This is a genomic window from Sorangiineae bacterium MSr11367, from assembly GCA_037157805.1.
Lineage (GTDB): Bacteria > Myxococcota_A > Polyangia > Polyangiales > Polyangiaceae > Pendulispora > Pendulispora rubella.
Genome location: CP089983.1, coordinates 12183822 through 12196646, shown reverse-complemented (window position 1 = coordinate 12196646; position 12825 = coordinate 12183822). Strand labels below are relative to the sequence as shown.

The 12825-nt window shown below is 67.1% G+C and carries 10 protein-coding genes; 4 read left to right on the top strand and 6 right to left on the bottom strand.

Features of this window, described 5'->3' with window-relative positions:
• Window positions 1–15: 15 nt before the first annotated feature.
• Both LVJ94_47280 and LVJ94_47275 read left to right on the top strand, forming a co-directional pair.
• Window positions 16–1461, top strand: a complete 1446-nt coding sequence (locus LVJ94_47280) for a hypothetical protein (protein ID WXB04494.1) — start codon at window positions 16–18, stop codon at window positions 1459–1461.
• A gap of 62 nt (window positions 1462–1523) precedes the next feature.
• The gene (locus tag LVJ94_47275) at window positions 1524–3491 is read left to right on the top strand and encodes a hypothetical protein (GenBank protein ID WXB04493.1); all 1968 of its coding nucleotides are present in this window, start codon (window positions 1524–1526) and stop codon (window positions 3489–3491) included.
• On the opposite strand, the gene LVJ94_47270 is transcribed toward LVJ94_47275, so the two are convergent.
• The 3 genes from LVJ94_47270 to LVJ94_47260 are packed head-to-tail and all read right to left on the bottom strand — an operon-like array spanning window position 3478 to window position 6385.
• Window positions 3478–4716, bottom strand: coding sequence for a competence/damage-inducible protein A (locus tag LVJ94_47270; GenBank protein ID WXB04492.1), 1239 nt, complete (start codon window positions 4714–4716; stop codon window positions 3478–3480). The two genes, LVJ94_47275 and LVJ94_47270, sit on opposite strands and share 14 nt — an antisense overlap.
• Entirely contained in the window at window positions 4713–5582 is an 870-nt protein-coding gene (locus LVJ94_47265; protein WXB04491.1) for a formylglycine-generating enzyme family protein, read from the bottom strand. Before LVJ94_47265 ends, LVJ94_47270 begins: the two co-directional genes overlap by 4 nt.
• 11 nt (window positions 5583–5593) lie before the next feature.
• Complete coding sequence (locus tag LVJ94_47260) at window positions 5594–6385, bottom strand: fumarylacetoacetate hydrolase family protein (GenBank protein WXB04490.1); 792 nt, start codon at window positions 6383–6385, stop codon at window positions 5594–5596.
• A gap of 26 nt (window positions 6386–6411) precedes the next feature.
• Between LVJ94_47260 and LVJ94_47255 the strand changes: the two genes are divergently transcribed.
• Both LVJ94_47255 and LVJ94_47250 read left to right on the top strand, forming a co-directional pair.
• Window positions 6412–7263, top strand: coding sequence for a hypothetical protein (locus LVJ94_47255; protein WXB04489.1), 852 nt, complete (start codon window positions 6412–6414; stop codon window positions 7261–7263).
• A 33-nt stretch (window positions 7264–7296) separates the two neighbouring features.
• On the top strand, window positions 7297–8088 hold the full coding sequence (locus LVJ94_47250) for a metallophosphoesterase (protein WXB04488.1): 792 nt from the start codon (window positions 7297–7299) through the stop codon (window positions 8086–8088).
• 5 nt (window positions 8089–8093) lie between these two features.
• On the opposite strand, the gene LVJ94_47245 is transcribed toward LVJ94_47250, so the two are convergent.
• From LVJ94_47245 to LVJ94_47235, 3 genes are read right to left on the bottom strand one after another with little or no spacing between them, the layout of a single operon-like run.
• Window positions 8094–9467 (bottom strand): glycoside hydrolase family 76 protein, encoded by a 1374-nt coding sequence (locus LVJ94_47245; protein ID WXB04487.1) that lies wholly within the window; start codon window positions 9465–9467, stop codon window positions 8094–8096.
• A gap of 33 nt (window positions 9468–9500) precedes the next feature.
• The gene (locus tag LVJ94_47240; GenBank protein WXB04486.1) at window positions 9501–11540 is read right to left on the bottom strand and encodes a prolyl oligopeptidase family serine peptidase; all 2040 of its coding nucleotides are present in this window, start codon (window positions 11538–11540) and stop codon (window positions 9501–9503) included.
• 30 nt (window positions 11541–11570) lie between these two features.
• Window positions 11571–12722 carry a hypothetical protein gene (locus LVJ94_47235; GenBank protein WXB04485.1) on the bottom strand — a complete coding sequence of 384 codons (1152 nt, stop codon included), beginning with the start codon at window positions 12720–12722 and terminating at the stop codon, window positions 11571–11573.
• Window positions 12723–12825 lie beyond the last annotated feature (103 nt).

Below are 12825 nucleotides of genomic sequence, written 5' to 3'. Positions count from 1 at the left end.
CCAAAGGTGATCCGAGTGATGACACGCTCCATGCGCGGCCGAACGTTCTTGTCCGTCTTCTTGTTTTCGTCGTTGGGGGCCGCGGGCGTGGGGGGGCTTGCGGGGTGCGGCAGCTCCAAACCCGCACCGCAACCCGTGGCGGTGGTCCCGGTGTCCACGGCGCCGGCGGCACCGACCGCCGCACCCGCACCGGGGAACGATGTGTCACCGGAGGAAGCCGCCAAGCAGCAACGGCTCATTGCGCGCATGCTGAAGAAGGTGAGCGGGGTGCGCGGGATCGAGGCGAAGAAGGAGGTGCCGGGGCGCACCTTGGCCCGCGAAAAGCTGCTGGCCCGGGTGAAGGAGCACGTGGCGCGCGAAATCCCGCCGGCGGCCATCCGGGACGAGGGGCTGGTGCTGCAGCTTTTGGGGTTCATCCCCATGGCCTTCGATTACGAGGCGGAGACGTTCGGCCTGCTGGAGGCGCAGCTGGCGGGCTACTACGAGCCGGCGGATCGGACGATGTACATGGCGGCCGATCTCGACGAGGAGAATGCGCAGGCCACGCTCGCGCATGAGTTGGTGCACGCGCTGCAGGATCAAAACTGGGACCTGGGCACGCGCAGCAAGTACAAGCCGGGCCACGGCGACGAATCGGCCGCGCGCTCCGCACTGGCCGAGGGCGACGCGACCAGCGCGATGCTGGACGTGATCATCTCGGAGACGGGGCGGACGGCGCTGGACATGCCGGAAGAGCTGTTCTCGGCGACGATCGCGCAGAGCATGGACAAGGGGCCGGGGTCGTCGGCGCCGCATGTGATGCGCGCGTCGCTGATTGCGCCGTACCTGGATGGGACCCTGTTCGTGCATGCGCTGCGGCGCAAGGGTGGCTGGGAGGCGGTCAACCGCGCCTGGGAAAAGCCGCCGCTGACCAGCGAGCAGATTCTGCACCTGGACAAGTACGAGTCGCACGAGCCGGCCATCGACGTCGGGGTGCCGACGCGCAATGCGCTGGGCGCCGGGTGGACCGAAAAAGAGAACGACGTGTACGGCGAGCTGGGGATCCGCATCACCTTCGCCGAATGGATGGAGCCGGAAAAGGCCGCGGTGGTGGCGGCCCATTGGGGCGGCGACAAGGGCGTGCTCTTGCAAAAGGGGAACAACGAGTTCGCCTTCGGGTGGCGCATTCGCTACGACCGCGGGCCGGGGAAGAACCCCGCCGCCTACGCGGAGCGCGCGTACACCGCGTTGCTTCCGCCGATCGAAGCGAAGGTGGGACCCGCGAAGAAGGGGCCCGGTCAAACGGCGTGCATCGCGCGCAAGGGGCTCGGCCCGCTGGGACTGGCGCGCAAGGGACGCGACCTCCTCGTGGTGGTGGGCCCCACGGAGACCACGCAGGCCGGTGCGTCCAAGGAGACGTCCGACTGCGCCGTGGTCCAAAAGTGGCTCACGGAGTTGAGCGCCTCGACACCTGCACCGTAGTAGCGCTCGTCCTTCATTTGAGCGACTGCCGGTGACGGGCGGGCGTGGGCATCGTTTCGTTCATGCGAAGGGCCAGTTGCATTGGGTTGAGCGTCGTGGGCGCGGCGGCATGGTTGGCGGCGTGTTCGTCGGCGCCCACCACCGTGGACGAGACGGTGGGCAGCACGGAGCAGGCGATCGATCCCCTCGATCCGAACGACCCGGAGGCGGAGTGCGATGTCGGCCGTCACGATACGCTGGAGGAATTCTCCAAGAAATGCGACACGGCCATCGGCGCCACCGTCCCCGACTTCGATTGCGACGATGGCTCCGAAGTGCCCGAGACGCACCTGAGCGGCGGCAGCTACCCCGATCAGGATTGCGACCGTCCCAATGTGCTCAACCACGAATGCGATCCCGGCAGTCGCTTTCAAGTATTGAAGAACGACGGGACGCACATGGTCGTGGCCCACTGCCGCAAGAAAGGGCTCGGAGCGGATTACGGCGATATCGCGGTCATTCAGTACAACAAGCAAAATGGTAATACCTGCTTCTATCAGGCGCTGGGAGATCTGCCGGCCAAGGTGACCGCGCCCAAGAAAGGAAATGGGGGCGAGAACTTCCCTTGGAAGACGCCCGCGGGAACGGCGAGCGACAACTGCGTGCGTTGCCACGACAATGGGCCTTTCATTCGCTCGCCGTACATTTCACAGCTCATCGACATTCCGGATGCGGTCAACAAAGGCAACGTGCTCCCGGGATCGCACGACCTGGGTTGGAACAAGACCAATCCATACAACTTCGTCGGCGCCGATTTCCAATCGTGGAAGGTGTACGAGATCAAGTCTACGGGTGCCGGGGCCGGGTGCACGGGCGTGTGCCATCGCATGGGCCTCTCCGCCCTCGACGGCGCCTTCTCCACGACGCGGGGCACGTCCATCGCGCTCGGACCGATTGCGACGGCGGCCACGCAGACGCACAAGAATGCGCACTCCGCCGATTCCCCCATTTGGATGAAGCCCGGCCAAACCACGTACAACGCGTCCGTGGAGGGTGAAGCCCTCGACGTGGCGGAGTGTGCCCAGGCGATTGCGGAATATGGAAACAACCCGCGGGCCCCGCAGCCTCCTTCGAAGTGCAAGATTGCCCAATATGGGCAGGGTGATACCTGCCGCGGGGGGCCGAAGCGGGTCATCATCAATGGCGCCACGCAATCCGATCCGCACGACGGACGCGTGGACGAGGAAGAGACTGTTTCCGAGTGCTCGACGCCGGGCGAGTGTCCGCTGGCCTTTTGCTATTGGCGCACGATGCACGGGCCGTTCTGGCAAAAGAGCGACAACTCGATTCCCATTGGCGGCACCGATTACCGCGGAAGCTTTTTGCGCGTGTACGCCGCCGACGGTGCGTGGAAGACGCGGTACTTCTCCGACAACTCGCCGGCACCGGGCAAGGCGGCACCGGGCGGTACGTTGGAGTGCTCGCGCTTCAACGAGATTCAGGCGATTCCCAATCCCGATGCTTGCTCGATGCAGACGTCGAAGCTCAATGATTCCGATGGAACGCATTACACGCAGAGCGCGACGATTGCGCCGGCCGGACAATACCTCAACATCTTGTCCGGGTTCATCGGCAACGTCGCCCAGACGAACATCGCGACGACGGTGAAACCGGATTTCCTTCGCGTCTACGAATCGGGCACCAACGCACTCTTGGCGCAGGAGCACGTGCAGCCGATGGCACCGCTCGTCCAGGGACCGCTCACCGGTGAGGCCTATTCGACGACCTGCAACGCGTGGAGTCCGGCGTACTTGGCCAAAGACGTGTATACGACGTCGGATACGCAATTGCTGTCGGCGGCCAATTCCAAGAAAGGGCGTTGCTACATCACCGGCATCACCGGCGCATGGTCGAGCACGCGCAATGGCGGCACGGTGCAGCCGTATGCCGAGATCTACGTGGGACCGGGCAAGGACGTGCGGCTGCGGGTGGCGCCCACCGATGGCTCGGATCGCGTGGGCGCCTATGCGTCGTGCGTTAAGTTGAAGTGACGCACGCTTGGCGGATGAGGTTCAATCCCACGTACGCCGCCAAGGTTTGGATCATGTGGCGATCGCCCGGGAAATGCCGTTCGACGACTTTGACGCCGCCGGGGCCGGCCACGGCGATGAAGACCGTGCCGACCGGCTTTTCCGGCGACCCGCCGCTGGGGCCCGCGATGCCGGTGAGCGAAAGGGCAACGTCGGCGCCGGAGACGCGCTTCACGCCCTCGGCCATCGCGCAGGCGACCTCGCTGCTCACGGCGCCGTGGCCGCGAATGACTTCTTCGTCGATGCCGAGCAACCGCGTTTTGGCGCTGTTGGCGTAGGTGACCACGTCGACCAGGAGGAAATCGCTCGCCCCAGGCTCGCGCGTGAGCAGGTGGCCCACGAGGCCGCCGGTGCACGATTCGGCGACCGCGAGGGTGTATTCCTTTTTGCGAAGGAGGCGGCCGGTGACGCCGGCGAAGGTGTCGTCGGCCTCGCCGTAGATGACGTCGGCGAGGCGCTGCTTCACCTCGAGAGTGGCGCGCTCGCAGAGTTCGCGCGCGGCGGCCGTGGAGAGGCCGCGGGCGAGGACTTTGACCTCGATCTCCGGGAAGGTCGCGCGGTAGCCGAGAATCACGCCGGGGAAGGCTTCTTCGACACCGGCGAGGCGCTCGCCGACGGTGCTCTCGGGGAGGCCGAAGGTGCGCAGGCGGATCTGGTAGCTGTCGTTCGGCGCGAGCGCACGCACACGCGGTACGATTTGCTCCTCGTAGATCTGCTTCATCTCGCGGGGAACGCCCGGCATGAAGAAGGCGAGCGCGTTGCCGATGCGCACGGAGAAGCCGGGGGCCGTGCCGATGGGGTTGGGCAGAATGTCTGCACCCTCGGGGAAGTCGGCCTGCTTGGAGTTGGTCTCGCTGACGGTGCGGCCGAACTTCGCCAGGCGACGGCGAATGTGCTCGAGCGAGGCTTCGTCCCGCACGAGCGGCACGCCGAGCAAGGTGGCCACGGCCTGGGTGGTGATGTCGTCCGTCGTCGGGCCGAGGCCTCCGGTGCAGACGATGACCCGCGCGAAGGACGCGAGGCGCTCGAGCTCTTGGACGATGCGCTTCAAATCGTCGTCGACGGTGGCGCCGAGGGGCACGTCGAAGCCGAGGTCCGTGAGGCTCGCGGAGAGCCAGGCGGCGTTCGAGTTGACGAGTTCACCGCGAGTTAGTTCGGTCCCGATGGAGAGAACGGCGCACGTCATGGGGATCGACGAGGGTAACCCGGATTCGCCTCGCCGGATGCGCCTTCGTAGGCACATCGCACGCCCACGTCGGGATTTCGGGAACCGGGCGGAATTTCCATGCGGCTCCAGGTGCGGAGCTCGGTAGCTAGCGCGGTGCGGTAACTTCCGCCGCGGGCGACGGCCAGGCCGCTGTTGGCGCTGGCGCCGGAAGCCGGTGTGGGCATCACGGGCTGCACCCATTCCGCGACGTTGCCGGCGAGATCGTGGATGCCCGAGGGCGTGTCGCCGTCGGGATGGGCGCCCACGGTGTCCGGTCCGAGGGCACCGTGCGCGCAGGGGCCGCGTTCGAGTCCCCAGGCGGCGCGGCGGCACACGGCTCCGGTGTCGCCCCAGGGGTAGCGGCGCAGGGTGCTCGCGTTCGCGGCGGCCGCGGCCATCCACTCGTCCTCGGTGGGGAGGCGCCCTCCGCGGGCGGCGCAGTACGCCGCGGCTTCGTCGCGGGTCAGGTTGGCGGCCGCGCGGGCTCCGTCGGGGGAGGCGCGATGCTCCACCTTGGCGACGGTGGCCTCGAAGGCGTCGATGGCGAAGGCTGCGACCTCGACGGTGCGCGGGGCGACGCGGCCTTCCGCCTCCCAGTCCGAGGGCCCGAGAAGAAGCGTGGTGGCCGGCACGGCGATGCGCACGTCGGGCGCATCGCAGCCGCTGCTGCCGTTGCCCGCTCGCGCGACCAAGGGCGGCGGGCAGCCGAGGCAGCGGGGTGCTTTCGCGAGAAAGCCGGGGCCGCACTCGATGTGCACGTCGCTCTTGCGGAGCACGACGGCGAGGACGCTCACGATGACGATGCCGGCGCCCAGCGCGATGTGCATCCAGGAGCGGCCGGGCATGCGCGCCCGCGTTACTTCCGCACCGCGCACGCGAGGGTGCCGACACCCTCGACGGAGATCTCGAGGCGATCGCCGTGGACGAGCGGGCCGACGCCCTCCGGGGTACCGGTGACGAGGAGATCGCCGGGCTCGAGGGTCATCATGCGGCTCGTGTACGCGAGCAGCTCGTCGATGGGGAAGATCATTTGCGAGGTGCGCCCATCTTGGCGGGTGGCGCCGTTCACCGTGCAGGAGATGCGCAGATCGGCGAGTTTGGCGTCGAGATCGGTCTCGATCCAGGGGCCGGCGGGGCAGAACGAGTCGAAGCCCTTGGCGCGAGCCCACTGACCGTCGGCGCGCTGCAGATCGCGCGCGGTGATGTCGCCGACGCAGGTGACGCCGAAGATGTGCTCGCGCGCTTGCTCGCGGGAGATGCCTTTGCAGCGGCGGCCGATGACGATGCCCACCTCGGCCTCGTGCTCGACGCGTTCGCTCTCGGGCGGGAGCACGATGGTGCCGCCGTGGCCAATGAGCGCGGACGGCGGCTTGAAAAAGAGGAGCGGCGCCTTGGGCACCTCGTTGCCGAGTTCCTTGGCATGGGCCGCGTAGTTGCGCCCGACGCATACGATCTTCGACGGCACCACCGGTGCGAGCAGCGGCAGTGCGTCCGTATGCGGGACGGTTTCGCCGGTCGGCGTGCCGCCCTCCCACGGTGCCTTGGAGAGCAAGCGCAACGTGGATCCGTCGAGGATGGCGAAGACCGGCAAAGCCAGGAGCGGCGCAGCCGGCGCAGCGGACGGCGGGATGATACGAACGATTCGCATGGTGTGGTACGCATGATAGGGCGACCATGCCCATCCGACTCGCCTTTTCTCCGGACAGTGACGACGTGTTCATGTTCTGGGCCCTGCTCGCGGGCCGCATCGATGGCGAAGGGCTCACCTTCGTTGCCGAGCGCGAGGATACCGAGTCACTGAACCAACGCGCCGAGCGCGGCGACGTCGACGTGCTCGCCGTGTCCATCGCGCGCTACGCCACCATTGCGCGCGATTGGCTCCTGCTCCCGCACGGGGCCTCGGTGGGACGCGGGTACGGGCCCGTGGTGGTGGCGCGCGAGCCTCGGAGCATCGAGAGCCTCGCGGGCAAGCGCATTGGCGTCCCCGGACTGCGCACCACGGCCTACCTCACGCTGCGACTGGTGGGGCCCGCGTTCGAGCCGGTGGTGGTGCCCATCGCGCCGTACGCGAAGGCCTTCGAGGCCCTGCGCTCCGGGGACGTCGACGCCGTGCTTCTGATCCACGAGGGCCGTCTCACCTACGAGCGCGAGGGCTTCCACCGCGTTCTCGAGCTGGGCGAGGCCTGGGCGGCGGCCACCGGGGGTCTGCCCTTGCCGCTGGGCGGCAATGCCATCCGCCGCGGGCTGGGCGAGGAAACCATCGCCAAGGTTTCGCGCCTTTGCCGCGCCTCCATCGCATGGGCCCTCGAGCACCGCGAGGAGATGATCGCGTCCTTGCTCAGCGCCGAAAAGCGCACCGATCTTCCCCTGGACCGGGCGCTGCTCGACCGGTACCTCGCGATGTATGCCAACGAGGACACGCGCGAGATGAAGCCCGACGTGGTGAACGCCATCCGCGAGCTCTATCGCCGCGGCGTGGCCGCGGGCCTTTTGCCGGAGACAGCGCGGCTCGAGCTGGCGCCGTGACGGATTGCGGCGCGAGGCTACAATCATGGGAACATGAACCCCGCGTCGCACCCCGAGATGCCTTCCCTGCGGCCTCGCTCCGCCGCCTATTTCGAGATCACGCACACCGTCCTGCCGCTGCACGGGCTGCACCCGGCGCATGACGGGGTGCGGATCGCGCAGTTGTCCGATCTGCACATCGGCACGGCGACGCCGCGGGCACGCGTGGCGGGTGCCCTGGAGGCCGTGCGCCGGGCGCAGCCCGATCTCGTCTTTCTGACGGGCGACTTCGTAACCCACTCGCGCTATCCGCTGCCGCGCATCGCCAAGGAGCTTGCCGGCGTGGCCAAGCCGGCGTTCGCGGTGCTGGGCAATCACGACCACTTCGTCGACGCGCGCGCGGTGCGCACCGCGCTCGAGGAGATCGGCTGCACGGTGTTGGTCAACGAGTCGCGGTCGGTGCTCGTGCGGGGCGAGCCGCTCGTTCTCGTGGGCATCGACGATGCCGTGACCCGACACGACGACGTGCGGCGCGCGTTCGAGCATGCGCCAGCGGAAAAGCCGGCGCTGGTGCTCGCGCATTCGCCCAGCACCGCCGACGATCTCCCGGAGGCGCGAAATCTCGCGTGCTTCTCGGGGCACACCCACGGGGGCCATCTGCACTTTGGCGCCATGACGCAGTGGATCGCGGGCAAGTTGGGCCAGCCATACCTGCGCGGCCTGTACGAGGTGCGCGGCAACTGGCTCTATGTGAGCCGCGGGCTCGGGTTCGGCCGCGGGAGCCTCGTCCCGCGCGTGGCCTCCGAGCCCGAGGTGGCCTTCTTCGAGCTGCGCATGGCGACCTAGCGAGATTAGTACGCGGCCACGTGGGCCTCGAGGCCGCTGTGTTGCCGGGCCGCGTCCACGTGATCGAACGGCCCGTTCCAATGCAACCCATACTGATCCAGCGTGGTGCGGTTGCGCGCAAACGCGGCATCGGCTTGCCGCTGCAAATACACACGGTAGGGCCGGCCCGCGAGAGCGCGATCGAGCTCGCCCAGGTTGCGCACGTAGATGCCTTTGAACGATGGCCCGTCCGCGCCACAATCGCCGCCTTCACATGGCTCGCGCAAAATGCCGCTGGGGTTGAGCGCGGTGCTCGCACTCGATGCATCGGCGAGCTGCCTGGCCTTCGTCAACAACGACGCGTCCCCCGTGGCGTCGTGCAATTGCACGAGGGCGCCGAGGATGACCCCCTGGTTGTACGTCCACGTCGTCTGCCCGTTGTTGCGGCACGTCGCGGAATCGAGGCCGTCGTTGACGAGGTTGTTCGCATTGATCATGCCGCTCGCTTGGAACCATTGCCACGTCTCGCGGGCGCGCTGCAGGTACATGGTGTCGCCCGCGATGCGGTTGTGCAGCGCGGCGGTGAGCTTGATGAACAGTTCGTTGGTGATGGCATTCTTGTACGATTTGTCCGTGCGCCACCAGACGCCGCCCCCGCAGGTACCATCGCGGTACGTGTTCATGTACTCGGCGGTCTTCTTGGCCATGTCGAGGTAACGCGGTTCGCCGGTGAGGTCGTACGCGCGCACCCAGGCCAGGCCCCACCAGCCGGTGTCGTCGAGGTATTCGTTGGTAAAATCGTTGCCTCGGTTCTTGTCGAAGGTGTTCGCGATGGCATAGCGATAGGAGGCCTTGCCGGTGCGCGTCCAATAGTCGAGCATCGCGGTCAACGCATTGGCGGAGTTCCACCAGCCCGTGGTCTTCCAGAGGCCCGTGCCGTTGTCGTACAGCTGCATGAGGGCCGTGGCCGCCGCCTCGACGCGCGTGCTCGCCGCCGTGCGAAACCACGGTGTGCATGCAATCTCGGGCCGATTGCCCGCCTTGCCGCACGCGCGCAGCGCACCAATGCCCCGCGCGGCCGGATCGTCCACGTTGTACATGAGCGTGCGCCATCCACGCCGCCCCGACGGGATCGTCGTGGCCCCGAGCTTGCTGCCCCCGGGCTCCCACGTGCGCCCGCCGTCGAAGGATCGATCGAGCCACGCTTCGTCGCCAGGATCGCCGTTGTCGATGCTGGCCCACCCCATGGCATCCGCATCGGAGAGGTGCAGCGCGATCGTGCGCGACCACACCGTGGCCGCCGCCGCCGCGCGATCGGCACCCGCCACCGCAGGGTCGCGAGGCTCGCAATGCACATTGCAAATCGTCGCCGCCAACGCCGCCACCAGAGGAGCGATCATGGCGACGAGGCTAACGCGCGATTACCCGGGGGGCTACTGCTTCTCGAGCTTCAGCGCGTCTTCCAAAAAGCGCGTGCTCCGCGCGAGAAAGGACGTGATGGTCTCTTTGCGGTCGAGCGAGTGGCCTTCGTTCTCGGCAACCATGTACTCTACAGGCACTTTCCGCGTGCGCAGCGAGCGGACGATCTGATCCGACTCCGCGCGCACCACGCGCGGATCGTTGGCGCCGGCGTAGACGAAGAGCGGAACGGCAATGGAATCGACCCGGCTGGACGGTGAAATCGACGCCAGGAAGGCGCTGTCGGTTTCCGGGCCGATTTCCTTCTGGAAAACCGCCCGAATTTCACCGCTGGTGGTGCGCATGAGCGTCCGCCAATCGTAGACGCCCACGAGATCGACGCCCGCCTTCCACAACGTCGGATGGTGCGCGAGGCCCATCAAGGTCATGTAGCCGCCGTAGCTACCGCCGAGGAGCACGAGACGGGCCGGATCGGCCCATGGGTTGGACACCACCCATTTGCCCACCGCCTCGATGTCTTTCACGGCATCCATGCGCTTCGGTCCATCATCGGCCTGTTCGTACGCGCGGCCGAAACCCGTCGAGCCGCGGATGTTCGGCTCCACGACGATGAATCCGTGCGACGTGTAGAACCGCACCTGGTTGGACCACCGCACCGGGGAAGACTCCGAGGGGCCACCGTGCACGCTGACCAACACCGGATACTTCTTGGAACCGGCGGCGAGCCCTTTCGGCTTGTAGACATTGAGCGGAAGAGGGGTGCCGTCGAACGATGGAATCGTTTGCACGGTCGCCTCGAGCTCTCCGAGCCCTGCCAGGGTGGGGCGCGCTTCCTTCGGTGCCGTTCGCGCTTCACCCGTCCGAGCCTGGACGACGAAGATGTCCGCCGGCTGGTTCGGGGTCGACCAATGCAGGGCAAAGCTCTTTCCGTCCTGGCCCGCGACCAACCCCGCCCCGCTCCCGAGGGGAAGCTTGGCGTCGGCCACGGGCTTCAGCGTTTTCGCATCGAGGATGCGGACCACCGAGCGATTTCCAGCATTGAGCCGAATGGCCAGGCGATCGCCTTTGCGCGGAACCGCGAGCTCGTCGATCGCCGCGGTCTTGAGGCTTGCATCGACGAAACGGCCGCGTTCCGCCAAGGATGCGGCATCGAGGGCGAGGAGGGTGCCGACCTCCGATCCGGCATCGGTGGCGACGAACAGGGTCTTTCCATCGCCGGAGAACGCCGCGGCCCAAATGACCGCCGATTTTCCCTCGGCGGGATAAATCGTCTTGGCCTTTCCCGTCACCAAATCGACGAGGCCAAGCGTCGTCTGCGAACTGGAAACGTAGCGGTTGAGCAGCGCGCGCTTCGCGGTCCGATCCACGGCCAAGAGCTCGCCGGGAAGGCTGTCCGTATAGACCGACTTGGGCGGTGCCCCGCCCTTTATGGATTGGACGTAGACACGAACCGTCGGCTCTTCGTTCTTGCGGGCGCTGTACACGAGGGTGTCCGGTGCCCCGTCCGAAACGAAGGGCGCATCCCGGTGGAGCGACTCACCGGGGGTGAGTTCCGTGAGCCCGCTGCCATCGACCCCGATGCGAAAGATGGAGAAGTTCTCGTCGGCGCCGCGATCGGAGAGGAAGATCACGCTCTTGCCGTCGGCCGAGAAGGTCCCTCGGACGGTGCGCTCCGTGGTTTTCGTCAATCGAACGGCGGGGGCCTCCGGCTTTGCAGGGTCGCCCAGATAGAGCTGGGGCAGCCCGTCGCGGTTCGAGCGAAAGACGACCTTCTTTCCGTCGGGGGATAGGCTTGGCTGACCGTTGGTGAACGCGGCGACGATGCGCTCCGCATCGGAGACGAGCACGCCATCGCGCTGCGCGGACGCCCCGGAAGGGACATCCGCGGCCACCGGTCCCGAGGTGGGTTCACTCCGGGCGGGCGGCGCCAGCGAAGGCGCGGACGCCGGCGGGGTCGAGGCGCTCGTGGTCGTCTTGGCGGGTTCCGGCGGCGAGCCCCCGCAGGACGCGAGAAGCACGGATGACCAAACGAAGAGCAGCGCACGCTCGTTCATGAAGACCCCCTTTCAAGGAGGCCCGTGAGTCTACCCCTCGCTGGAGTTCGCGTAGCGGCGGATTTCGCGCAAGGTGCGCGCCGCGAGCGTGCGCAGCTCGGACACCTCGTCGCCTTCGACGATGGCCTCCATGGCCAGCGCAAGCATATCCCACTTGAGGAAATTGGCCGCCGTCACGGCGGCGTCGCGCAACTCCGGCTCGGGTGCACCCATCGTGTCGGCGAGGAAGGCGAGCACGTCGGGCTCGGGCGTGCGGTTCTCGCGCACCAGCACACCGCGCGGTGTGGCCGAAAGGCCCATCTTCAAGATGTGCAACCGGCGGGTGGCCGGATCCGCCTCCGCGCGGGCCAGGGCCACGAGCTCGGAGGGCTGAAACACGTCGAGATCGCGCAGGCGCTCGTACACGACCGCGGCATCCCGCCCGGTGGCGTAGACGTACCGCGCCTTGATGATGGCGCTTTCGCAGTAGCGAATCGTGGTCGCCTCGTCGAGCGGCGTCCAGGTGAACTCGCCCGGGCGGCTGTCGTGCTTCGGCGTCACCGAGTTGAAGTGCCACGATTCTTCCCACGCCATGGAGATGAGGGAGGTAAGGCGGAACGACGGCTTGAGCGCCCAGTGGCGGTGCTCGGCGAAGATGGGCTCGTGCTCGTCGATGGAGCCGTCCTTGGGGCGCGGCTTGCCGTAAAACGCTTCGACCCGGGCACCGAGGGCCTGGGCAAACTCGGATTGAAGGAAGACGTCGATCGACGTTTCGCCGGCGTCACGCCCGCGGGTGAGCAGATGGTGCGTGGCCCAGCGGCGCGAGAGGATCTTTTCGCGCCGGTTGAACTCGTCCTCGTTTCCTTCGGGCGCGGACGGTGGGTAGAGGCCACCGCCGCCCGCCTCGCCGGTGAAGGCCTGACGCCAGGTGATGCGCGCCTCGGCGTGGGGGCTCGAGATGAGCTCGAGCAGCGCAACGCTTTGCGCAACGACGTCCTCCCGCTCGCGCGGCTTGAGTTGCAGGGCGCGCAGAAGCACACGCAATTCGGCGCGGTACGCGGGGTTTGCGTAGAACGTCGGCGGCCAGTTCAGCCCTTGGACATACCGGCGTATCGCGTTCGCAAAGCAGCCCTCCGGAGCTTTGGTTTCGCTCCGAATGACGTCGATGACGAGCGAGATCTCTTCGAATTCGTGCGGGGTCAACGGTTCGAAATCATAGAGCGAGCGGTTGCCATTGACAAAATTCCCGGATCAGCGGCGATGGGCAAGTTCCTTTCACGCTTTGTGCCCGTTTCCGTCCTCTCCT

What these genes read in the sequence shown, in the direction of transcription:
- LVJ94_47275 (WXB04493.1), top strand. Translation starts at nt 1,524, where the DNA reads ATGCGAAGGGCCAGTTGCATTGGGTTGAGCGTCGTGGGCGCGGCGGCA.
- LVJ94_47270 (WXB04492.1), bottom strand. Translation starts at nt 4,716, where the DNA reads ATGACGTGCGCCGTTCTCTCCATCGGGACCGAACTAACTCGCGGTGAA.
- LVJ94_47265 (WXB04491.1), bottom strand. Translation starts at nt 5,582, where the DNA reads ATGCCCGGCCGCTCCTGGATGCACATCGCGCTGGGCGCCGGCATCGTC.
- LVJ94_47260 (WXB04490.1), bottom strand. Translation starts at nt 6,385, where the DNA reads ATGCGAATCGTTCGTATCATCCCGCCGTCCGCTGCGCCGGCTGCGCCG.
- LVJ94_47255 (WXB04489.1), top strand. Translation starts at nt 6,412, where the DNA reads ATGCCCATCCGACTCGCCTTTTCTCCGGACAGTGACGACGTGTTCATG.
- LVJ94_47250 (WXB04488.1), top strand. Translation starts at nt 7,297, where the DNA reads ATGAACCCCGCGTCGCACCCCGAGATGCCTTCCCTGCGGCCTCGCTCC.
- LVJ94_47245 (WXB04487.1), bottom strand. Translation starts at nt 9,467, where the DNA reads ATGATCGCTCCTCTGGTGGCGGCGTTGGCGGCGACGATTTGCAATGTG.
- LVJ94_47240 (WXB04486.1), bottom strand. Translation starts at nt 11,540, where the DNA reads ATGAACGAGCGTGCGCTGCTCTTCGTTTGGTCATCCGTGCTTCTCGCG.